22 protein-coding genes and 1 riboswitch are annotated in these 22,671 nt (G+C 63.4%); of the genes, 16 read left to right on the top strand and 6 right to left on the bottom strand.

Features of this window, described 5'->3' with window-relative positions; genetic code table 11:
* Positions 1–124 precede the first annotated feature (124 nt).
* Positions 125–823 (bottom strand): response regulator FixJ, encoded by a 699-nt coding sequence (gene fixJ / locus K369_RS09675; RefSeq protein ID WP_084570797.1) that lies wholly within the window; start codon positions 821–823, stop codon positions 125–127.
* 317 nt (positions 824–1,140) lie between these two features.
* On the opposite strand from fixJ, the gene K369_RS09680 reads away from it, so the two are divergent.
* The 4 genes from K369_RS09680 (at position 1,141) to K369_RS09695 (ending at position 3,442) form a co-directional block, all read left to right on the top strand.
* Entirely contained in the window at positions 1,141–1,557 is a 417-nt protein-coding gene (locus tag K369_RS09680) for a hypothetical protein (RefSeq protein ID WP_156967835.1), read from the top strand.
* A 91-nt stretch (positions 1,558–1,648) separates the two neighbouring features.
* A complete protein-coding gene (locus K369_RS09685) occupies positions 1,649–2,200 on the top strand; it encodes a NifU family protein (protein ID WP_036290667.1) in 552 nt (183 codons plus the stop codon).
* Between the two features lie 46 nt (positions 2,201–2,246).
* Positions 2,247–2,939 carry a tRNA (adenosine(37)-N6)-threonylcarbamoyltransferase complex dimerization subunit type 1 TsaB gene (tsaB, locus tag K369_RS09690; RefSeq protein ID WP_036290670.1) on the top strand — a complete coding sequence of 231 codons (693 nt, stop codon included), beginning with the start codon at positions 2,247–2,249 and terminating at the stop codon, positions 2,937–2,939.
* 11 nt (positions 2,940–2,950) lie between these two features.
* Positions 2,951–3,442 carry a GNAT family N-acetyltransferase gene (locus K369_RS09695; RefSeq protein WP_036294734.1) on the top strand — a complete coding sequence of 164 codons (492 nt, stop codon included), beginning with the start codon at positions 2,951–2,953 and terminating at the stop codon, positions 3,440–3,442.
* A 12-nt stretch (positions 3,443–3,454) separates the two neighbouring features.
* On the opposite strand, the gene K369_RS25545 is transcribed toward K369_RS09695, so the two are convergent.
* Complete coding sequence (locus K369_RS25545; protein WP_084570623.1) at positions 3,455–4,996, bottom strand: anti-phage dCTP deaminase; 1,542 nt, start codon at positions 4,994–4,996, stop codon at positions 3,455–3,457.
* Between the two features lie 158 nt (positions 4,997–5,154).
* On the opposite strand from K369_RS25545, the gene K369_RS09705 reads away from it, so the two are divergent.
* Genes K369_RS09705 through K369_RS09725 form a run of 5 tightly spaced genes read left to right on the top strand, consistent with a single transcriptional unit; the run spans position 5,155 to position 9,929 of the window.
* Positions 5,155–5,970, top strand: coding sequence for a lysophospholipid acyltransferase family protein (locus tag K369_RS09705; protein WP_036290677.1), 816 nt, complete (start codon positions 5,155–5,157; stop codon positions 5,968–5,970).
* Between the two features lie 12 nt (positions 5,971–5,982).
* Complete coding sequence (gene miaB, locus K369_RS09710; RefSeq protein ID WP_084570624.1) at positions 5,983–7,425, top strand: tRNA (N6-isopentenyl adenosine(37)-C2)-methylthiotransferase MiaB; 1,443 nt, start codon at positions 5,983–5,985, stop codon at positions 7,423–7,425.
* A complete protein-coding gene (locus tag K369_RS09715) occupies positions 7,422–8,468 on the top strand; it encodes a PhoH family protein (RefSeq protein ID WP_036290680.1) in 1,047 nt (348 codons plus the stop codon). Before miaB ends, K369_RS09715 begins: the two co-directional genes overlap by 4 nt.
* The gene (gene ybeY / locus K369_RS09720; RefSeq protein ID WP_036290683.1) at positions 8,465–8,983 is read left to right on the top strand and encodes an rRNA maturation RNase YbeY; all 519 of its coding nucleotides are present in this window, start codon (positions 8,465–8,467) and stop codon (positions 8,981–8,983) included. Before K369_RS09715 ends, ybeY begins: the two co-directional genes overlap by 4 nt.
* Entirely contained in the window at positions 8,976–9,929 is a 954-nt protein-coding gene (locus K369_RS09725) for a hemolysin family protein (protein WP_036290687.1), read from the top strand. Before ybeY ends, K369_RS09725 begins: the two co-directional genes overlap by 8 nt.
* Before the next feature lie 197 nt (positions 9,930–10,126).
* Here K369_RS09725 and K369_RS09730 read toward each other — a convergent pair whose 3' ends face one another.
* The 3 genes from K369_RS09730 to K369_RS09740 form a co-directional block, all read right to left on the bottom strand.
* Positions 10,127–10,669: a hypothetical protein gene (locus K369_RS09730; RefSeq protein WP_036294739.1), complete on the bottom strand. Its 543-nt coding sequence runs from the start codon at positions 10,667–10,669 to the stop codon at positions 10,127–10,129.
* A 62-nt stretch (positions 10,670–10,731) separates the two neighbouring features.
* Entirely contained in the window at positions 10,732–11,295 is a 564-nt protein-coding gene (locus K369_RS09735) for a hypothetical protein (protein ID WP_051949189.1), read from the bottom strand.
* Positions 11,296–11,319: 24 nt separating this feature from the next.
* On the bottom strand, positions 11,320–13,344 hold the full coding sequence (locus K369_RS09740; RefSeq protein WP_036290690.1) for a TonB-dependent siderophore receptor: 2,025 nt from the start codon (positions 13,342–13,344) through the stop codon (positions 11,320–11,322).
* Between the two features lie 109 nt (positions 13,345–13,453).
* A riboswitch (cobalamin riboswitch) is annotated at positions 13,454–13,658 on the bottom strand.
* 148 nt (positions 13,659–13,806) lie between these two features.
* On the opposite strand from K369_RS09740, the gene K369_RS09745 reads away from it, so the two are divergent.
* A complete protein-coding gene (locus K369_RS09745; protein WP_036290693.1) occupies positions 13,807–14,238 on the top strand; it encodes a cupin domain-containing protein in 432 nt (143 codons plus the stop codon).
* Between the two features lie 5 nt (positions 14,239–14,243).
* Here the strand turns inward: K369_RS09745 and K369_RS09750 are convergent, their stop codons facing one another.
* Positions 14,244–15,695: an NAD-dependent succinate-semialdehyde dehydrogenase gene (locus K369_RS09750; RefSeq protein ID WP_036290695.1), complete on the bottom strand. Its 1,452-nt coding sequence runs from the start codon at positions 15,693–15,695 to the stop codon at positions 14,244–14,246.
* Between the two features lie 309 nt (positions 15,696–16,004).
* Between K369_RS09750 and K369_RS09755 the strand changes: the two genes are divergently transcribed.
* The 6 genes from K369_RS09755 (at position 16,005) to K369_RS09780 (ending at position 22,647) form a co-directional block, all read left to right on the top strand.
* Positions 16,005–17,894, top strand: coding sequence for an extracellular solute-binding protein (locus K369_RS09755; protein WP_198033095.1), 1,890 nt, complete (start codon positions 16,005–16,007; stop codon positions 17,892–17,894).
* A 6-nt stretch (positions 17,895–17,900) separates the two neighbouring features.
* Positions 17,901–19,010, top strand: coding sequence for a microcin C ABC transporter permease YejB (locus tag K369_RS09760; protein ID WP_036290698.1), 1,110 nt, complete (start codon positions 17,901–17,903; stop codon positions 19,008–19,010).
* A gap of 4 nt (positions 19,011–19,014) precedes the next feature.
* Entirely contained in the window at positions 19,015–20,187 is a 1,173-nt protein-coding gene (locus tag K369_RS09765; protein WP_018265732.1) for an ABC transporter permease, read from the top strand.
* A gap of 121 nt (positions 20,188–20,308) precedes the next feature.
* Complete coding sequence (locus tag K369_RS09770) at positions 20,309–20,533, top strand: hypothetical protein (RefSeq protein ID WP_036290700.1); 225 nt, start codon at positions 20,309–20,311, stop codon at positions 20,531–20,533.
* A gap of 4 nt (positions 20,534–20,537) precedes the next feature.
* Positions 20,538–21,002: a type II toxin-antitoxin system VapC family toxin gene (locus K369_RS09775; protein WP_036290703.1), complete on the top strand. Its 465-nt coding sequence runs from the start codon at positions 20,538–20,540 to the stop codon at positions 21,000–21,002.
* 22 nt (positions 21,003–21,024) lie between these two features.
* Positions 21,025–22,647, top strand: coding sequence for an ABC transporter ATP-binding protein (locus K369_RS09780; protein ID WP_036294745.1), 1,623 nt, complete (start codon positions 21,025–21,027; stop codon positions 22,645–22,647).
* The last annotated feature ends 24 nt before the right edge of the window (positions 22,648–22,671 follow it).

Consider the following 22,671-nt stretch of genomic DNA (forward strand, 5'->3'; position numbering starts at 1 on the left):
GCGCCGGCTCTTTATCGCGCAGCTGTGACCCGTTCGCTACAGCCTATGGTTAACAAAAAGGACGCTCCGGAGGTCAGGAGCGTCCTGATGAGAAGAGCGTGAGACGCGACAGCGCGCCGGCTCGTCAGCCCTTGCCGCGCGCCTGCTCGGCGGCGAGCGACATGCGCACCAGCTCGGAGAGGCTGCCGGCGTTCATCTTCAGCATCACATTGGCGCGGTGGACCTCCACCGTGCGGACGCTGATGCCGAGCTCGCGGCCGATGACCTTGTTCGGCATGCCGTGCAGCAGGCGCTCGAGCACCTCGCTCTCGCGCGCGGTGAGAGTCTGCAGCCGCGCCTCTATGGTCTGCGTCTCCGCGGCGCGGAACTGCTCCTCGCGCTCATAGGCGAGCGCGAGACGCACGCAGGCGATCAGCGCCTCATTGTCGAAGGGCTTCTCCAGAAAGTCGAAAGCGCCCTGCTTCATCGCCTGCACGGCGAGCGTCACATCGGCGTAAGCGGTGATGACGACGACCGGCAAGGACAAGCGCCGCGCCTTCATCGCCTCCAGCAGCTCTATGCCGGTCATCTCCGGCATGCGCGCATCCGTCACCACGCAGCCGGTGTCGCCCGGCTCCACCGACGCCAGAAGATGGCTGGCGCTCTCATGCGGGCGGACCCGAAAGCCGTCCGTCGACAGCAGAAGGCTGAGAGAATCACGAACGGCGTCGTCATCGTCGACGATATGGATCGTGGCGTCTCGACTCGTCCTCTCCTGCGGAATAGAGCACATCCGCCGAGACATATCGTCGACGAGCGGACTCGTCAGCGGCGGCTGGACCATGTGCATCGCTCGTCTCGAGAGAAAAAGGCGGCGCATTCGCGCGCCGGCGCAGGAAACGCGAAGCATCGTTGCGCATCGCGTGGCGGCGGACAGATCATCATCAAGAACCTCGGAATAACCAACCGCGAAAAAGCTCTGTGCTCGACCCATGCGCCGACTTTCGATCGGCGTGACCCGCGCTATAATCATTATTCGGGCGCTACAGAGATTGACAAACTGGGGAATGCACGTACTCGGGAAACGCGCAGGTGCGAATCACGAACGCATGTTCGATCATTATTCATGCAGCGCCGCGCGCCGCGGCTTTTCCGCACGCCATGGCGACGACGAGACGCATCTTCCTCGCATGCATCACGGCCGCGACTCTGCACGGAGCCCGAGCGCAAGAGGTCCCGCGCGCCGATGATGACGCGCGCGCGCAATGGCTGCAGCAGATCGCCGAAGCGCGCCAGCGCTATGACGCTTTCGCATCGCTCATGGTCGCCGATCTCGACCGCATGGCCGTCAGTCGCGCGGAACGCGAGGACGCGCATCTCGACGACCCCACATTGCGGCGCGGCGACATTGTGGTCACGGCCACGGGCCTGCTGATGTTCAAAGGCTCCAGCAAATTCGTTCCCGACCTCTCCGATTTCGAGCCCATCGGCGAAGCGCGCGCGCGGCGCTCGGACCATGCCGCGACACTGCTCGATATTTTGCGCGCCCACGCCCGCGCCGGCCGTCGCGGCGGTTGAGGCGATTGCTGCGGCGCGGCGGATTACGTGCTACATAAGCTCCGCAAACATCGCCACGCCGGCCTTGAACCGGACGCCGCGGAGAAGACCAATGTTCATTCAGACCGAATCCACGCCCAATCCCTCCACGCTGAAGTTCCTGCCCGGCCGCCCGGTCCTCGCCGAGGGCGCGCGCGAGTTCCGCACGCCGGAAGCCGCCGCCGCCTCGCCGCTCGCCGGCGCGCTGCTCTCCATCGACGGAGTGGAGGCAGTGATGTTCGGCCCCGATTTCGTCTCCGTCACCAAGACCGACGCCGAATGGGCGCATCTGAAGCCGGCCATTCTCGGCACGATCATGGAGCATTTCAGTTCCGGCCAGCCGATCGTCATCGAGGGCGCCGAGACCGCCCCGGCGGAATTCTTCGACCCCGCCGACGCAGAGACGGTGGCGCAGATCAAGGAGCTGATCGTGACGCGCGTGCGTCCGGCGGTCGCCAATGACGGCGGCGACATCACCTTCCGCGGCTTTCGCGACGGAACCGTCTATGTGGCGATGAAGGGGTCCTGCTCCGGCTGCCCCTCCTCCACTGCGACGCTCAAGAACGGCATAGAAAATATGTTGCGCCATTTCGTGCCCCAGGTCACGTCGGTGCAGCAGGTTTGAGAGGCCGCTTTGAAAGCCGCGCGAAACCCGTCATAATCCGCCGGCAATGAGAATCCTCGCCATCGACACGGCGCTCCCCGCCGTCTCCGCCTGTGTGCTCGATCTGGGCGCCGCCGATCCGCTCGCCGTCGAGACGGCGCCGATGGAGCGCGGCCACGCCGAGGAATTGCTGCCGCTCATCGAGCGCGTCGTCGCCGCGGCGGGCGGCGGCTTCGGCTCCATCGGTCGGGTGGCGGTCACGGTCGGGCCGGGCTCCTTCACCGGCATCCGAATCGGTCTCGCGGCCGGACAGGCCATCGCCCTCGCCGTGAAGGCGCCCATCGTCGGCGTCTCCACTCTGGCGGCGTTGGCGGCGCCTTATGTTCTGCTGCCCTATGACGGCGTGGTGGCGGCGGCGATCGACGCGCGCCATGGCCAAGTCTATGTGACCGCCTATGGGCCGGACGGCCGCACACTGCTCTCGCCGCGCCGCGTCGGCGCCCACGAGGCGCTGCGCGCGCTCGGCTCCGGCCCGCTGCGGCTGATCGGCTCCGGCGCGCCGCTGCTGGCCGAGGAGGCCCGCCTCGCCGGCCTCGAGGCGGAGGTCGCCAGCCGCGCGCCGGCGCCCGATATCGCCTTTGTGGCCCGGCTCGGCCTCGTCGCCGATCCGGCGACCGCGCCGGCGCGTCCGCTCTATTTGAAGGCCCCGGACGCCAAGCCGCAAGAGCGACCGCTGCAAGACGCCCCGGCGGGCGCATGAGCTCCAGCGTCATGAGCTTGTTTTCGACCTTCTTTCCAAAGCCCCATTATGTGATCCGCCCAATCGGCGCCGATCACGCCTATGATTGCGCCAAGATTCACGCGGGCTCCTTCGCCTTCCCCTGGTCGAAGATCGATTTCGAGAGCCTTTTGACCGACCGCACAGTGCTGGCCGACGGCGCGATGAACGAGCGGCTGCTGAAGGACGAGGTGGGCGGCATGGCGCTGTCCCGGCTGCTGCCGCCGGACGCCGAGATTCTGACCTTCGCGGTCGATCCCGCCCGCCGCGGCGCCGGACTCGGAAGGGCGCTGCTCGCGGCGCATCTCGGCAATCTCGAGCGCGGCGGGGCGCGCCTCGTCTTCCTCGAGGTAGGCGAGGACAATGCCGCGGCGCTGAAAGTCTATGAGAAGCTGGGCTTCAAGACGATCGGCCGGCGCGAGAATTATTATCAGCGGCCCAATGGCGAGCGTCAGGCGGCGCTGACGATGCGCTGCGAGCTGTGAGGCAAGCGAGACTTAGCTCCCCTCCTTATGCCTGAGGTCTGCCATCACTTTTTCCTCATGCTCCGTTTGTGAGTCCAATGGCACACGCATCACAGGCACTGCCGACTTTTTATGCCGTGGTGACAAACGCCCGTCTGATTTTCGTTGGACCAATGGACGAAAAAGTTTCAAATAGTTTTTCGGCGCGACGCCGTCGTATTGGCGGAAAACGACGTGCGTTCTATCATCTGGATCTTCAGTTATTGCATCGCAATGTAATTCAATAGCGCGACTTTTTAAATAAGGCTCAATGTAAACGACCTTTGCAATCCCAGAGGCAACTATATGTCGCGCACAATTATGACAAGGATAAGTGCTCGTATATAGAGTTGCACGAGACAAAGAATGCCTTCCCTCTCTCGCTACAGCCAATATCGCTTCCATCTCAGCATGGATTGCTCGTGAGAATTCAATTATAGAATCGATATCAGTACCGCCAAGCAAATCTTTAACTTTTTGTATATTTATATTTTTCTTTACAATATTTGCATCTTTTATATTTTTCGCCATCTTCTCGATAATTGCTGATTTCTTTAACTCGTTATGGCAAACCGCTCCACCCCAGTTGAAGCATCTACTATCTTTATCCGAAAACGTTGACTTATCTGTGTCGACAATGTTTTGATCATCTTCTCGATAAAGGCCGCCACCAAATTTTGGCACATCGTTCCATCCAACTGATATAAGTTCGCCATCTTGCGAAACAATCGCAGCACCAACCTGTCGAGACATACAAGCAGAATTTACTGATGCCGCGACAGCCTCATACATTGCAGATTCCGCTCTTGTAGGTGTATGAATTTTTACATCAAAAATAATTTCTAAGAATCTATCGACCCTACTTCTTAACTCCTCCTTTTTTCGATCATTACAAATAAAAAAATCTGAATCAACAAATAGCTTTCTTGTCTTTTGTCCAAATGTCGCGACCTCCCCCTGATCTCTGTCCATTATTTTGTCTATCGCACTTTCTGGCGCACCGCTATTTATCAACCTGTCTTTACGAGTCGTATCTGGTGCAAAAATACCAAATACACACAAGCTTTCTCCGTATAAAGTTCTTAGAAGCTGCAATTCCTCAATATTTTTTAAAGAGTCTAGGATATACGCAAAACGACGCGGCTGTTGCGTTCCTCCATCTGCATACCCACCATTCGCCCGACGAAAATCTACAATCTTTTGTATTGCCTTCTGCACAATATAGTCGCCACCAAATCTTTTTCGTAGCGAATTTCCAGCCTCCTGCATTACTATAAGGTAATCATTAGAGGTAAAATCTGGAATTTTTTGAACACCGACACGCCACGCCTCATCTTTAATTATATTGCTAAGCTTGATAGTATCACAGACCTTATATTTGAAATCGTGAGTGAGAATATCGGAAATGTATTGCGCCGCCGTCGACACCTCTGACCCAACAGGCCCCACAAGAGCGATCACCAACTCCTGTGAGTGGCGCTCATCGATTAGTTTTGCTACACTTGCGTGGGGCCAGTCCGTTAGTAGGTCGTTCATTGCCAATCCACATTCCGATCATTTTTTAGAATCGTAAAGGCTACAGTAACTGATTCTCAGCCAGTCAACCTACGTCAAACCAGTAGTGGTGCAATTTATCGACCGATAATAATCGTACCATGTCACGAAACCGTCGTTCGCGCGTTAGAGACAGGGCCATGCCTTATCTGCGCGCGATCGCTTTCGTCCTGGCGATGACCGGGGCCTTCGTCGTCTTCGTCCCCATCCAATGGCTGGCGCGGAGACGGCGCTGGGAGCTGCGCCACAATATTCAGACAGGCTTTTGCCGCGTGATGTGCGCCATCATCGGCATAGATGTGCGCGAGCAGGGCCGGCTCGCAGGAACGAGTCCCCGATTCGTCGTGGCCAATCATGTCTCCTGGACCGACATCATCGCCCTCGCCAGCCGCTATCCGCTGGTTTTTCTGGCGAAGTCCGAGGTCTCCGCCTGGCCTGTGCTGGGCTTTCTGGCGCGGCTGCAGGGCACCGTCTTCGTCGAGCGCGGCAATCGACGGGCCATCCCCATCGTCAATGCGGCTCTGGCGGAGCGACTGCGACAGGGTGACGATATCGTCGTCTTTGCGGAAGGCACGTCGAGCGACGGCGCCGGCGTGCTGAAATTCAACGCCTCGCATTTCGCCATGCTGAGCGATCTCGCCGCCGCCAATGCGGCCGCGCCCACGCTCGCCCCGGCCGCCATTCTCTACACGGAGCGAAAAAGCGCGCCCGGCGGCCGGCTGGACGTCGGCTGGTACGGGGATATGACTTTCCTCCCACATTTATGGAGTCTGATGAAGCGCGGCGGCGCAAAATGCCATATATTGTGGGGCGAGGCCGTGGACCCCGGCTCCGGCGACCGCAAGGCTCTCGCCGCCGCCACCGAGGCGCGCGTGCGAGAACTTCTGGCGACGGACGTTGCGGGCCGGGAAAGCGAGAGTAATATCGCCCCGGCGCGAGACCCCGCCGCCCGTTGAGGAGAAACCGAGATTTCCGACGCCGCATCGAAGCCTGCGCCCGCCTTGCCCCTCGAGCAAGCGCCGGGAGCCGTGGGATCCGCGAAAGCCTATGTGAAATCATATGGCTGCCAGATGAACGTCTATGACGCGACGCGCATGGCCGATCTGCTCACGGCGCGCGGCTATGCGGAGGCCGCCGATGAGGACGACGCCGATCTCGTCGTGCTGAACACCTGCCATATTCGCGAGAAGGCGACGGAAAAGGTCTATTCCGAGCTCGGCCGCCTCGCCAAGCTGAAGAGCGAGCGCAGCGCCGAAGGACGGGACTACCGAATCGTCGTCGCCGGCTGCGTCGCCCAGGCGGAGGGAGAGGAAGTGCTGCGCCGCCAGCGCGCGGTCGATCTCGTCGTCGGGCCTCAGAGCTATCACCGCCTCTCTGATCTATTGACCCGGGCCGAGGCCGGCGAGCGCGTCGCCGAGACGGATTTCGCCGTCGCCGACAAGTTCGAGGCGCTTCGCCGCGCGGCGGCCGCAGGCAAGCGCGTGCGCGACGTCACGGCCTTCGTCACGGCGCAGGAAGGATGCGACAAATTCTGCTCCTTCTGCGTGGTGCCCTACACGCGCGGCGCCGAAATATCGCGTCGCCCGGAAGAGATCGTCGAGGAGGCGGAGGCGCTGGCCGCGGCCGGCGTGCGCGAGCTGACCATCATCGGCCAGAACGTCAACGCCTATAGCGGCTCGGACGAGAATGGCGCGCCCTGGTCCCTGCCCCGCCTGCTGGCGCGGCTGGAGCGTATCGAAGGCGTCACGCGGCTGCGCTACACCACCAGCCATCCGATCGATATGACGCAGGAGCTGATCGACGCCCATGCCGAGCTGCCGACTCTGGCGCCCTTCGTGCACCTTCCGGTGCAATCCGGCTCGGATCGCATTTTGAAAGCGATGAACCGACGCCATGACGCGCGCTTTTATCTGGACATTGTCGCGCGGCTGCGCGCGGCGCGGCCGGATATCGCGCTGTCCTCCGATTTCATCGTCGGCTTTCCCGGCGAGACCAACGCGGATTTCGAGGCGACGCTGGAGCTCATTCGCGCCGTCGGATTTGCTTCCACTTTTTCGTTCAAATATTCGCCGCGCCCCGGCACGCCCGGCGCCGAGCGCGAGGATCAGGTCGACGAGAGCGTCAAATCCGAGCGGCTCGCCATTCTGCAGGCGCTGGTCGAGGAGCAGCGGCAGGCGTTCAACGCCGCCACTGTCGGCCGCACGGTGGAGGTCTTGTTCGAGAAGGCCGGCCGGCACGAGGGTCAGATCGCCGGCAAGAGTCCCTATATGCAGCCCGTCCATGCGATGGGCGGCCTGGAGCTCATCGGAAAGACTCTGCCGGTGACGATCGTCGCCGCCGGCTCCAATTCGCTGGCCGGCGGCATCGTCGGCCGAACGAGCCTTGAAGCTGCGAGGGAGGCCGCCCTGTGACGCTCGACCGCGAGAGACGGGTCTTCGAACAGCCGGACGCGCCGCGTTCGGGCGAGCCGGAGGCGGAGATCACGCTCGCCTTCGAGGATAATCGTTACGCCTCGCTGGTTTTCGGCCTCTATGACCAGCATCTCGCCAAAATCGAGCGGCGCCTCGCCGTCTCCTGCTTCGCCAATGGAAATCATGTCACGCTGAAGGGCCGCGCCGAGGCCTGCGAGCAGGCTCGCCGCGTGCTGGAAATTCTCTACGGCCGCGTGCAGCTCGGCCAGAAGGTGGGATTGGGCGACGTGGATGGCGCCATACAGGAATCGGCCCGCCAGGGCAGCCTCTTTCCCGAGGCGGAGCCCGGCCGCGCGGTCTTCGAGCAGATTTCGACGCGCCGCCGCGGGCCGGTGCGGGCGCGAAACCTCGCCCAGGATCTCTATCTGCGGGCGCTGAAGCGCCATGAGCTGGTCTTCGCCGAAGGGCCGGCCGGCACGGGCAAGACCTGGCTCGCCGTCGGCCATGCCGTCTCGCTGCTCGAGCAGGGCGTGGTCGAGCGCATCATTCTCTCGCGCCCGGCGGTGGAGGCGGGCGAGCGCTTGGGCTTCCTGCCCGGCGACATGCGCGAGAAGGTCGATCCCTATCTCAGACCCATCTATGACGGCCTCCATGATTTCATGGACCCGCGCATGGTGGAGCGCGGCATTCAGACCGGCATGATAGAAGTGGCGCCGCTCGCCTTCATGCGCGGGCGCACGCTCACCAAGGCCTGCGTTTTGCTAGACGAAGCGCAGAACGCCACTTCCATGCAGATGAAAATGTTTCTCACCCGTCTCGGCGACGGATCGCGTATGATCATCAATGGCGACCCCTCGCAGACCGATCTCCCGCCCGGCCAGAAATCCGGGCTGAGCGAGGCGATCGCGCTGCTTTCCAATATAGAGGGCGTCGGAAGGGTGAAATTCGCCGAGGGCGATGTGGTGCGCCACGACCTCGTGCGGCAAATCGTCGGCGCCTATGAGGCTGCCGGACGGGAGAAGGCGAAGCTTCGAGAGCCATGAGCGTCGCGATCGATATAATCGTCACCGCGCCCTGCTGGGATCAGCAGGCGGGCCTCGACGAGCTGACGCAGAGTACCGTGCGCGAGTGCGTCGCCCAGACGGCGGCGCCGCTCGCGCCGGGCTGCGAGCTGAGCGTCAACTTCACCGATGACGCCACCATCCGCGAATTGAACGCGCAATGGCGCGGCATGGACAAGCCCACCAATGTTCTCTCCTTCGAGACGCCCGGCCCGCTCGCGCGCCGCATGGCGCTCGGCGATATCGTCATCGCGCATGAGACGGTCGCGCGCGAGGCGGCGGAGCAGGACAAGAGCTTCGAAGCGCATCTCACGCATTTGCTCATTCATGGATTTCTGCATCTGATCGGCTACGACCATCAATCTCCACGGGAGGCCGAAGAGATGGAGGCTCTGGAGCGCCGCATAGCGGCGGCGCTCGGCCTCAATGATCCTTACGAAGGTTCCGAGCCCGTGGCGGAGGCTTCATCCAAAGGAAAATCGAACGGCGATGTCTAGGACGGATAATGGCGAGCACGCGGCCTCGAGGCGCGAGCAGCGAAGCGGCATCGTCGATCGGCTGCGCGCGCTCATCGGGCTCGGCTCGCCTTCGGTGCGCGAGGACATAGAGGAGGCGCTGGAAGGCGCCGCCGGCGATGTGACGCCGCATGAGCGCGTGCTGCTGAGAAATGTGCTGGCCCTGCATGATCTGCGCGTCGCCGACGCGATGATCCCGCGCGCCGACATTGTCGCCGTCGCGCAGGACGCCACGCTCGGCGAAACGCTGGCGCTGTTCCGCAACGCCGGCCACTCGCGCCTGCCCGTCTATGGCGACACGCTCGATGATCCGCGCGGCATGATCCATATTCGCGATTTCGTCGATTATCTCGCCTCGCTCGCCGAGCGCGCCGAGCCCGTGACGGCGGAAGCGCCGGCGCCGAGCGAGCATGCGCCGACCGTCTCGCTCGCCGCGATCGATTTTTCCGAGGAACTCTCCACCGTCACCGTGCTGAAGCCGGTGCTCTATGTGCCGCCCTCCATGCCGGCGCTCGATCTCCTGGTGAAGATGCAGGCGACGCGCACGCATCTCGCGCTCGTCATCGACGAATATGGCGGCACGCATGGTCTCGTCACGATGGAGGACATCGTCGAGATGATCGTCGGCGACATAGAGGACGAGCATGACGTCGACGAGGAGCCGCGCATAGAGACCGTATCCGACGGCGTCTATCTCATCGACGCCAAGGCCGATCTCGAGGAAGTCTCGCAGCGGCTCGGCGTCGATTTCACGCCCGAGGACGACGGCGCCGAAGTGACGACGCTCGGCGGGCTCGTCGCATCGCTCGCCGGCCATGTGCCGATGCGCGGCGAGATCGTGCCGGCGCCGGTCGAGGGCTGGGAGTTCGAGATCGTCGAAGCCGATCCGCGCCGCGTCGCGCGGCTGCTGGTGCACGCGCCGAAATAGGCGCCAGCGTTTTCGAAGCTGAACGGTTTTAAAAGAGCGAGCCTGAAGGCTCGCGGTCCAGGAGAGCGCTCGAACAGCCGCGCTTGGACCGCGAGCCTTCAGGCTCGCTTCTCGAGACACGTCGATCCATCTGACGCGGACACCGACGTTCGCGTCATTCTCCCCATGGAGAGAATGACGCGCGCCAATGACATGCTTCAAACGCGCAGCGACGCGACCCGCCGCCCAGCGCCAATGGCCGCACAGACGATGCCAAAGGCCCAGAGCCCGAAGAAAGCGCCGGCGTTGATGGCGAAGATGCGCGCGACGCTGGCGAGCGCATAATGCGAGACATCGCCGCCCACCGCGCGGGTGATCGCGAAGAGCGCGCCCTCATAGACGAGAAAGCTCGCGGCGAGCGCAGCGAAGGGCGCGCCGGCGCCGATCGACATGCGCGCCGCAAAGCGCGCGGTCTCGCAGCAGATGAGCGCGATGAGTCCGAGCGCGCCGCCCCAGGCGAGCGTCTCGAAATCCAATGGATAATGCAGCATGGTGAAGCCGACGAGCTGATTGGCGAACCAGATCGCCGCCGTCAGCGCCAGCGCATTGCGCCGCGTGCTCGTAAGCGCCGCAATGGCGGCGAAGCCCGCGAGCGGCGCCGCGCAAGCGAAAGCCAGCGAGAAGAAGGCGCCGACGAGAATGAACGCGCCGCTCCACAGCAGGTTGCGTTCTTCGATGATGGGAAGTGAAAGCCTTGTCATGCGATGCTCCTTATTTACGAGCGGGGCGGACGCCCTGCTCTGCCGAAGATCAATGCCGAAGATCAATGCGCTGCCCGATCGAGCGGATCGGCCTCGACGAGCCCGAGCCAGCGCGCCCGCAGCGCATCCCACAATGAAAGCCGCGACCAATCGGGCTCACGCAGGACTTTCTCCGTTTCTGGATGCAGAAACGGATTGGGCAAGAGCACGGCGAGCTGCTGCTCATCCGCGCCATTGAACAATTGCAGGCTCCAGGACATGGGAACGCATGTGCCTGAGAAGCGCCGATGCAGCTCCGCGCGCGCCGTGCGCCTATGCCGTGCGAGTTCCGGCGGCGTCGGCCGGCTGCGCGGTCCTTTCGTCTCGCCGATGCAGACATGAAAATGCGTCTGCCCGAAAGCGATGGTGAGATAGCCGTCGAGAAGACCGATATGCGTCGGCGCATGATCGACATGAATCTCGAAGGCCGCGCCTTGAATGATCGGCCCGAACACGATCTCGCGCCAATGATTTTGAAAAAGATCGCGCAGCAGCGCTTCGAGGCTCTGCGCGTCGGTCGGCAGAGCGAAGACATCGACCGGCGTTCCATCCGGCTCCAGGCGCCGTTGCGGCGTCGCATTCGTCATTGGTTCATTCTCCCTGAAGCTTCATCACCAGCTGAATTTCACGCCGCCATAGATGGAGCGTCCCGCCGTTCCGTAGTTGAAGACTTCCTCGTAGCGCGCATCATTGACGTTCTCGATCCGCGCGAACACAGACATGCATTCGTCGATCTTGTAATCGGCGAAGAGATCGAGCTTGGCGTAAGGCGCGAGCGTCACGCGCTGCGAGAAAATATAGTCATAGTCGGGATTGGGACCGACGTAGCTGAGGCGCGCATCGAGCTCAAGCCCTGCGATTCCCGTGTAGATGAGGGAGCCCGTCGCCTTGTCGCGCGGCCGACGGTACAAGCTACGATGCGTCGTCAGATTTTCCGCGGCGAGATGCGTGTAGCTGGCGCGCAAGCGCCATTCGCCGGGAACGACGATCGCCTCGCCGGAGAATTCGACGCCTTTCGTGCGCGCGCGGCCGACATTGTAATAGCAGCCGAAAGCCTGTGTCGCAGCGCAGCTCGGCGCGCGGCCGAATTCGATGAGGTCGCGAAAGCGATTTTCGAACAGCGACACGGAGGCGTAGAGACGCTCGCCGAACAAGGATTGATCGACGCCGACGTCATAGCCGACGCTCGTCTCCGGCGCGAGCGTCGGATCGCCATATTGGCTGAAGCGCTGATAGAGCGAGGCGACGCGCGCGCCCGTGCCGGCGCTGCCGCGCAATTTGGTCCCCGTCTCCTCGAGGCGATAAGCGGCGGTGGCGCGCCATGTCGCGAAGGTGCGGTTCTGATCGACGGCGTCGATGCGGCCGCCATAGGAGAGATCGACGCGCTCGAGCATTGTGAGCTTATGCTGAGCGAAGCCCGAATGCGTCGTCTGCGCAGCGTCGATCGGCGTGAATGTGGTCGGCGGAACCGGATCCTGCGACGTGCGGACAGACTCCGTCTCATTGCGGGCGCCGAAGGTCAGCAGGCCGAATCCGCCGAGCGTGAGATCGCCCTGATATTCGAAGCCGCGCCGCGTTCCACGATAGCCGCGCCGGCAATTATAGGCGTCGAAGCTCGCATCATAGCAGGAGCGCGCCTGCCAAACGTCGCGGTTCGTCACATTGCCGAACAGAGTGAAGCGATTGTGCAATGCGCGATCGAACATGTCGGCGTCGACGCGCGCATAGAATTGCGCGAATGTCGCGTGCTGATGGTTCTGCGGATCGTAGACGTCGATCGCCGAGAAGGAATAAGGATTGTCGAAGCGGATCGCGCTGTCATAGCCGAAGAATGCGGCCTCGACCGCGATATCCTCATTCACGCGATAGCCGAGGCGCGCGCTGGCGCCGCCTTTTCTGGTCGGATCATTGGGCGGCAGAGGCGGCAAAGGCGTCTTGCCGTCGCCGATCGTCAGCGGACGCGCGATGCGATAGCCATAGCGCGGATGACCGTCGACTGTGAGCGCATCGATCGCGAATGCGTACCACAAGCGATCCTCGCTTCCCGAGACGCGCGCGCGCAAATGTCCGGTTCCGTAGGAGCCGCCCTCGACCAGAAGAGACGCGCGCGGCCGCCCCTCGCCTTTGCGCGTGACGATGTGAATGACGCCGCCCATCGCATCAGAGCCATAGAGCGCCGATTGCGGGCCGCGCAGCACCTCTATGCGCTCTATGTCCGTGGCGACGAGGCCGCCGAGATCGACAGAGCCATCGGTGGAGGACGGATCGCCGATGCGCACGCCATCGACGAGGACGAGCGTCTGGCCGGGCGTCGCGCCGCGTAGAAACACGGATGTCTGCGCGCCGGGACCGCCCGTCTCATAGAGATCGAGGCCCGGCGCGCCGCGCAGCGCCTCGGTGAGCCCGGTCGCGCCGCGCTTCTCGATCTGCGCGGACGGGATCACGGTGACGGCCGAGGAGGATTTGTCGACGCGCTCTTCGACGCGATCGGCGGAGACGATGGTCGCCGCGCCGATCTCGACCGTGGGCAGCGCCTCCTGCCCTGCGGCGGAAGCGAGAAGGAGAAGCGATGCGGAAAGAAACGCAATATGAGAAGCAGCGCCCGTGAGGGCGGCCCGATGGGACAGGGAGGACATTGCCGGAAGACTCGCAGCAGACGTGGGCCGTCACTGCGAAAGGTCGCGACCCTCTCGCGCTCTGCGAAAGGGTCTCGGCCGCCTCGGTGCACCCCGCCCGACGCTATCGCGCGTGACCACGACTGATGGCAGGTCTCCTGGCTCGCGGGTCAGCGCCTTCGGATCGCCTTCCCGGAGCGTCTGCTCCAGTGGCTCGTTTGATCCTCGGCTCGCCGCTCACAGTTGCGGGGGCAGCCGCGGCTTCGCGCCGTCGCCAGCGCTCACCGCATTCCCTTTTGATCCCTCGAGAGGGAACCATCGTCTTTCAATAGAGCCGCACAGCGCTCCCCTGTCAAGCACGCGGAACGAAGCCGCGCGCAGCGCGTTGGGACTGCGGCGGGACTCGTCCCAGGAACTCGCGCCCGGAACTCGCGCCCGGAACTCGCGCCATGGAAAATTCGATTAGAATTTCGGAGAAGATCAATGAGCGCCATTCACCTCGTCGCCACCAATGACCTCCCGCGCGCGCAAGTTGGCGGCGTGGACGATCCGAGCGTGCGCTGGGCGGGCGCCTTCGCCTCCTGCGGCGAGCATGGCGCGACGCAATCCTCGACCATCGTCTATGAGATCGAGCCCGGCGGACGGCTCGGCTGGCACACGGACGCCACCGAGGAGACGCAATATATTCTCGGCGGCTGCGGCGAATTGCGCGCAGAAGGCGGCGTCGTCCATCACGTGCGGCCGGGCGATGTCTTCGTCATTCCGACGCCGCTGAGGCATGATCTCGTCAACACGGGCGAGGAAACGCTGCGCGCCGTCGCCTTCTTCGCGGCGCCGATGTTCACGCAGCGTTTCGACAATGTGATGATCGCGCCCGACGTGCATGTGCTGGGCACGCCGAACCGCGCAGGCTGAGCGCCTCACATATTGCCGAGACAGACATATTTGATCTCGAGATAGCTCTCTATTCCGTATTTGGAGCCCTCGCGTCCCATGCCCGATTGCTTCACGCCGCCGAACGGCGCCGCCTCGCTCGACATCAGCGACTCGTTGACGCCGACCATGCCGAACTCCAGCTGCTCGGCGACGCGGAACACGCGCGCTATGTCGCGGCTGTAGAAATAAGCGGCGAGGCCATAATGCGTCGAATTGGCGAGGCGAAGCGCCTCCGCTTCATCCTCGAAAGTGGTGATCGCGGCGACGGGGCCGAAGATCTCCTCCACGAAAATCTGCATGTCCGGCCGCGTATCGAAGAGCACGGTCGGCGAATAGAAATTGCCGCCGAGCTCATGCCGTCCGCCGCCGGTCAGCACTCTCGCGCCGCGCGCGCGGGCGTCGGCGACGAGACGCTCGACCTTCTCGACCGCCGCCTCTTCGATCAGCGGGCCGATGACGACGCCGGGCTCGACGCCGCGCCCGACCTTCAGCCTGGAGGCCGCCTCGGCGAGCTTGGCGCCGAAGGCCTCGGCGACGTCTTTCTGCACGAGGAAGCGATTGGCGCAGACGCAGGTCTGGCCGCTGTTGCGATATTTGGTCGCGAGCGCGCCCTTCACCGCGAGGTCGAGATCGGCGTCGGCGAAGACGATGAAAGGCGCATTGCCGCCGAGCTCCATCGAGCATTTCTGCACATTCTCCGCCGCCTGGCGCAGAAGAATCTTCCCCACCTCGGTCGAGCCGGTGAAGCTGATCTTGCGCACGGTCGGATTGGAGGTGAGCTCGGCGCCGACGCTGGCGGGGTCGTTGGTCGTCACCACATTGAGCACGCCGTCCGGCACGCCGGCGCGCTGCGCGATCTCGGCCATCGCTATCGCCGAGAGCGGCGTCAGCTCGGCCGGCTTCACCACCATCGTGCAGCCGGCGGCGAGCGCTGCGCCGGCCTTGCGCGCGATCATGGCCGAAGGGAAGTTCCAGGGCGTGATCGCGGCGGTGACGCCGATCGCCTGCTTGAACACGAGAATGCGCTTCTCGCGCGCCTGCTGCGGAATCACATCGCCATAGACGCGGCGGCCCTCCTCCGCGAACCAGTCGAAATAGGCGGCGGCATAGGCGATCTCGCCGCGCGCCTCGGCGATCGGCTTGCCCTGCTCCGCGGTGATGATCTGCGCGAGGCGCTCCTGATCGGCGAGCAGCAGATCATGCAGGCGCCGCAATATTTGCGCCCGCTCCTTGGCGAGCTTGCCGCGCCAGCCGGGCAAAGCGCGCTCGGCGGCCTCGATCGCGCGGCGCGTCTCCGCCGCGCCCAGGTCCGGGACCTCGGCCAATACCGCGCCCGTGGCCGGATCGCGAACGGCGAAGGTCGCGCCATTGTCGGCGGCGACGAAGGCGCCGTCGATGAAGGCCTGGTGGCGGAACGGGCGGGGCTCTCTGGTCATCTCGGCTGCGCTCCCGACGCGATACGAAAGGGGCCATCGAATACGGCGCCTTGGCCAGCGGACACAACATTTAGCTTCCGCAAATCTCGCGGGGCCGGCTCGCCAGCGGTCCCGCTGCCCGAAAAGCGGCGCTTTCCTCGCGTATCCGGCGCCCTCCCGCGGAAGGCGGAACCGCGGCCCCGGCTCGCGCGTCATATGGGAAGCGACTGCAATCTCATATGGCTTCATCCCGAAAATCCGACATAATCGCGGGATTCGCGTGAGCCGCCGCGCTCACGCCAGCCCTGACGCCCCGAAAGCGAGATCACCTTGGCTGAAACACGCAATTTTCTTCCTGTGACGCGCCGCCGGGCGCTCGCCGCCCTCTCGAGCCTCGCCGGGGTCGCCCTGCCGGGATGGGCCGTGCGCCCCGCCTTCGCCGAAGCCGCGCCGGGCGAGACCGAGAGCCATGGGCTCTCCATTTTCGGCGAGCTCGCCGAGCCGGCGGACTTTCCGCATTTCGCCTATGTGAACCCCAAGGCGCCTAAGGGTGGAACATTGGTGATGGAGCCGCCGCCGCCCGAGAAGAACAGCTATGATTCGCTGAATCCTTATATTTTGCGCGGCAATCCGGCGGCGGGCGTCGGGCTCATCTATGACACGCTGCTGGCCGGCAGCCTCGACGAGCGCGATGCGCTCTATGGTCTGGTGGCCAAAAAGGTGCGCATCTCCGCCGACAAGCTCACCTATACATTCTTCCTGCGCAAGGAGGCGCGCTTTCACGACGGCTCGCCGCTCACCGCGCATGACGTCGCCTTCTCGCTCGACCTGCTGAAGGCCGAAGGCCATCCGATGATCTCGCAATCGCTGCGCGATCTCGTCAGCGCCAAGGCCGAGGCCGACGATGTTCTGGTGGTGAAGCTGGCGCCCGGCCGCGCCCGCGATCTGCCGATCATCGTCGCCAGCCAGCCGATCTTCTCCAAGGCCTATTACACCAAGCACAAGTTCAACGAGACGACGCTCGAGCCGCCGCTCGGCTCCTCCTCCTATAAGATCGGCGCGATCGATCCGGGCCGCTTCATCTCCTTCCAGCGCGTGCCGGACTATTGGGCGAAGGATTTGCCGGTCAATGTCGGCCAGGCCAATTTCGACACGATACGCTTCGATTATTACGGCGACCGCAATGTCGCTTTCGAGGCCTTCAAGGCCGGCGCCTTCACCGTGCATGAGGAATTCACCTCGGCAATATGGGCGACGGGCTACGACTTCCCCGCCTTTCGCGACGGGCGCGTGAAGCGCGAGGAAATTCCCGATTACAACATATCGGGAACGCAGGGCTGGTTCATGAACATACGCCGGCCGGTGTTCGCCGATCCGCGCGTGCGCAAGGCGCTCGGCTACGCATTCGATTTCGAATGGACCAATCATAATCTGATGTATGACTCGTATAAGCGCACGAGCTCCTATTTCGAGAATTCCGATCTCGAGGCCGTCGGCGTTCCGACGCCTGCCGAACTCGCTCTGCTCGAGCCATTCCGCGATCGTCTGCCTAAGGACGTCTTCGAGGCGCCGTTCCAGCCGCCGGTGTCGGACGGCTCGGGACAGGATCGCAATCTCTTGCGCAAGGCCGTCGATCTTTTGACCGAGGCCGGCTGCACGCGCAAGGACGGCCTGCTGCGCCTGCCCGACGGCAAGCCGCTCGAGTTCGAGTTCCTCTACAACACCAGCATGTTCGAGCGGCACACGCAGCCCTTCATCAAGAATCTGAAGCTGATCGGCGTCAACGCCCGCATGCGCATCGTGGACGCGGCGCAATACAAATCCCGCATCGACGATCATGATTACGACGTCATCATGGAGCGCGTGCGCATCGCCTATTCGCCGGGCGAGGAGCTGCGCATCATGTTCGGCTCCGAGGCGGCGCGCACCAAGGGCTCGCAAAATGTCATCGGCGTCGCCGATCCCGTCGTCGACGCGCTCATCGAGAAAGCGCTGGTCGCCAATTCGCGCGAGGAGCTGGCCGCCATCTGCCGCGCGCTGGACCGCGTGCTGATCGCCGGCCAATATTGGATTCCGCATTACTACAAGCCGACGCATTGGATCGCCCATTGGGACGTGTTCGGCCGCCCGGAGCGCTATCCGCGCTTCGACACGGGCATAGCCGCGACATGGTGGTGGGACGACGCCAAGGCGCGCAAGATCAATTACGCGGGGCGCTGAACCACTATGGCGGCTTACATTCTGCGACGCTTGCTGCTGATGATCCCGACGATCCTCGGCATCATGCTCATCTCCTTCGCCATTGTGCAATTCGCCCCCGGCGGTCCCGTCGAGCGCGTCATCGCGCAGCTGCAGGGCTATGACATGGGCGCGACCTCGCGCTTTTCCGGCGGCGGCGGCGATGTCGGCCGCGGCGGCGCGGCGACTCCCGGCGCCGGCGCGGAAGGCGCCTCCAAATATCGCGGCGCGCAGGGGCTCGATCCCAAATTCATCGCCGAGCTGGAAAAGCAGTTCGGCTTCGACAAGCCGGCCTGGGAACGCTTCCTGCTGATGGTGAAGAATTACGCCGTCTTCGACTTCGGCCGCAGCTATTTTCGCGACGAGAGCGTGCTGAAGCTCATCGGCGAGAAGCTGCCCGTGTCAATGTCGCTCGGCCTATGGATGACGCTCATCTCCTATTCCGTCTCCATCCCGCTCGGCATCGCCAAAGCGGTGCGCGACGGCGAGCGTTTCGATTCTTGGACGTCCAATCTCATCATCATCGGCTATGCGATTCCGAGCTTCCTCTTCGCAATGCTGCTCATCGTGCTCTTCGCCGGCGGCTCCTTCTGGCAGATTTTTCCATTGCGCGGCCTCGTCTCGGAGAATTTCTCCGAGCTGTCGCTGCCGGCCAAGGTCGGCGATTATCTCTGGCACATCTGCCTGCCCGTGCTCGCCATGACGCTCGGCGCCTTCGCGACGCAGACCTTTCTGACCAAGAACTCCTTCTTGGACGAAATCCGCAAGCAATATGTGCAGACGGCGCGCATGAAGGGCCTCACCGAGAACCGCGTGCTCTACGGCCATGTGTTCCGCAACGCCATGCTCATCGTCGTCTCCGGCTTTCCGGGCGCCTTCGTGCATGCGTTCCTGACCGGCTCCGTGCTCATAGAGACGATCTTCTCGCTCGACGGGCTCGGCTATCTCTCCTACGAATCCATCGTCAATCGCGATTATCCGGTGGTGTTCGCCAATCTCTATATTTTCGCGCTGCTGGGCCTCGTGGTGAATCTGCTCTCGGACCTCACCTACACATGGATCGATCCGCGCATCGATTTCGAGACGCGCGAGGTCTGACGCCATGAACGAGACCAGCGCCCCCGCCCCGACGACGAAGCTCGCGCCGGAAATTCCCGGCGGCGGCCTCTTGCGCCTGCGGCCGATCGATCGCCGCCGGCTGCAGAATTTCAAGGCCAATACCAGGGGCTATTGGTCCTTCTGGATATTCATGGCGCTTTTTCTGCTTTCGCTGGCGTCCAACTTCATCGCCAATGACAAGCCCGTGCTCGCCTATTACAAGGGCGAGCTGCTCTTCCCGATCTTCAAAGATTACCCGGAAGAGAAATTCGGCGGCTTTCTCGCGCGCACGGACTATCGCGATCCGACGATCGAGAAAGAGATCGACGCCAATGGCTGGATGATCTGGCCGCCGATACACTATTCCTACGACACGCATAATCTCGATCTGCCGACGCCGGCGCCCTCGCCGCCGACATGGCTGCTCACCAAGGCGCAATGCGAGGCCGCAGCGGCAAAAAAGCTCGGGCCCGACAAAGCGCATCTCGGCTGCTCGGCGATCGAATGGAACTGGCTCGGCACCGACGACCAAGGCCGCGACGTCGTCGCGCGCCTGCTCTATGGCTTCCGCATCTCGGTGCTGTTCGGCCTCATTCTGGCCGGCGTCTCCTCCGTCGTCGGCGTCGCAGCAGGCGCCGTGCAGGGCTTTTTCGGCGGACGCGTCGATCTCGTGTTTCAGCGCTTCATCGAAGTGTGGTCCTCGCTGCCGCAGCTCTATCTGCTCATCATCGTCTCCTCCTTCCTGGCGCCGGGCTTCTTCGTGCTGCTCGGCATATTGCTGCTGTTCTCCTGGGTGTCGCTGGTGCATGTGGTGCGCGCGGAATTTCTGCGCGCGCGCAATTTCGAATATGTGAACGCCGCGCGCGCGCTCGGCCTCTCCAATTTCCGCATCATCACGCGCCATCTTCTGCCCAACGCCACGGTCGCGACCTTGACCTTCCTGCCCTTCGTGCTCAATTCCTCGATCACGACGCTGACATCGCTCGACTTTTTGGGCTTCGGCCTGCCTCCGGGCTCGCCGTCGCTCGGCGAGCTTCTGCTGCAAGGCAAATCCAATCTCCAGGCGCCTTGGCTCGGCCTCACCGGCTTCGTCATCATCGCGCTGATGCTCTCGCTTCTGGTGTTCATCGGCGAAGCCGTGCGCGACGCCTTCGATCCGCGAAAGACCTTCCGGTGAGGCGCCGGCGGCCGGGAAGACTTTGCGGCGCGGAAGTGATAGAATCTGCTCGCGGAAGCGTCGACGCGAGCGCGCCGAATGAGCCGAGCCTGAACCATCGGCTCAGAAAGTCTCGATCGAAATGAACAAGATCATTCGAGAAAACTTTCCCGCGGAAAAGCTCCCGCCGGAGCTGCGCGAAGGTCTCGACCCGAAGGCGAGCGTGACCGTCACCATCGAGACCGAGACCTCGCCGATCGACAGAATGAGCCTCGCCGAGCTGTTCTCCCTGAGACGCGATGTCTTCTCTTCGGCGGAGGAAGCGGCGCGGCATATTCGCTCGCTCCGCGACGAGTGGGACAACTGATCCAGTGCCGTCGCCGCTCCTCTATCTCGACGCGAATGTGTTCGTCGCCGCATTCGAGACATGCGCCGACGAGGCTGGCCCTGCGCAAGAGCTGCTGCTCGCGCTCGCGAGCCGCAATGGCGCGGCCGTGACCAGCGAGCTCACGCTCGCAGAGCTGATCGCTCCGATCCAGCGGCTCCACGCCTTGTCCGTCGGCGAGCGCCGTCGTCTCTATTCCAATGTGCTGGAAAAAAGCCTCGCGGTCGATTTGACGCCCGTCTCACGGCAAGTCCTCGTCAAGACCGCCGAGCTGCGAAGCATCATCGGCTGCAAGCTGCCAGACGCCATTCACATCGTCACGGCGACGGAAGCAGGTTGCGCCTATTTCGTCTCGAACGACATCAGAATAAAGCGCCTGCCGGACGGCCTCCGCCAAGCCCGAACCGATCGCGCGGGCGTCGATGAATTGCTGCGAGCGATTTCCCAATGACACATGCGACGAGCCGCCGCTCATGACCAGTGCCCCCCTCCTCGACGTCCGCGATCTCTCTATCGCCTTCGCGCAAGGCGGCAAGGAGACGCTCGCGGTCGATAAAGTCTCCTTCTCCGTAGAGCGTGGGCGCACGCTGGCGCTCGTCGGCGAATCCGGCTCCGGCAAATCCATCACCGCGCTCTCCATCGTGCGGCTGCTGCCGCCGTCGGCGATTCATCCGTCGGGAAGCATCGACTTTTCCGGCGAGGATATTCTGAAGCTCTCGGACGCCAAGCTGCGCGCCATTCGCGGCGCGAAGATCACCATGGTCTTCCAAGAGCCGATGACCTCGCTCAATCCGCTGCAGACGATCGAGCAGCAGATCGGCGAAATCCTCGAGCTGCATGGCGCGCGCGGCGCGGAAAAAATCCGCGCGCGAGTCGTGGAGCTGCTCGGCGAGGTCGGCATTCCCAATCCATCCGAGCGTCTCACCGCCTTTCCGCATCAATTGTCAGGCGGCCAGCGCCAGCGCGTGATGATCGCGATGGCGCTCGCCAATCGGCCGGACCTGCTCATCGCCGACGAGCCGACGACGGCGCTCGACGTGACCGTGCAAGCGCAGATTCTCGCTCTGCTGGAGCGCGTGCAGAAGACCTATGGCATGGCCATGCTCTTCATCACCCATGATCTCGGCCTGGTGCGGCGCTTCGCCGACGATGTCTGCGTGATGCAGCACGGCCGCATCGTCGAGAAGGGCGATGTCGAGAAAGTCTTCTCCACGCCGGAGCATCCCTACACCAAGGCGCTCCTCGCCGCCGAGCCCAAGGGCTCGCCGCCGGTGGAGGACGAGGACGAGCCGGTGCTCGTCGCCGCCAATGATCTCAAGGTCTGGTTTCCGATCAAGCGCGGCTTCCTGCGCCGCACCGTCGGCCATATCAAGGCGGTGGACGGAGTCACGCTCGCGGTCCGCCGCGGCTCGACGGTCGGCGTCGTCGGCGAATCGGGCTCCGGCAAGACGACGCTCGGCCTCGCGCTGCTGCGGCTCATCCGCTCGGAGGGGCCGATCCTCTATCTGGGCGAGCGCATCGACGCGAAATCGGTCGCAGAAATGCGCCCGCTGCGCCGCGACATGCAGATCGTCTTCCAGGACCCTTACGGCTCGCTGTCGCCGCGCATGTCGATCGCGGAAATCGTCGCCGAGGGCCTCGGCGTGCAGATGAAGGGACTCTCCTTCGAGGAGACGCGCGAGATCGTCGCCAAGGCTCTGGCCGAGACGGGTCTCGACCCCGCCATGATGGACCGCTATCCGCATGAATTCTCGGGCGGCCAGCGCCAGCGCATCGCCATCGCGCGCGCCATTGTGCTGAAGCCGAAATTCATCGTGCTCGACGAGCCGACCTCGGCGCTCGACATGTCCGTGCAGGCGCAGATCGTCGATCTGCTGCGCGAGCTGCAAGCCAAGCACCGCCTCGCCTATCTCTTCATCAGCCATGATCTCAAAGTGGTGAAGTCGCTGGCGGCGCATCTCATCGTCATGCGTCACGGCAAAGTGGTGGAGGAAGGCCCGGCGGTAGACGTCTTCGCCGCGCCCAAGAGCGATTACACGCGCGCCCTCTTCGCCGCCGCCTTCCGCATAGAGGCCGAGCCGCATCAGGGCGATTGAGCCGATGAGAGCCGCGCGCGCAAA

It is taken from the genome of Methylosinus sp. PW1 (assembly GCF_000745215.1).
In the GTDB taxonomy this organism is placed as follows: domain Bacteria; phylum Pseudomonadota; class Alphaproteobacteria; order Rhizobiales; family Beijerinckiaceae; genus Methylosinus.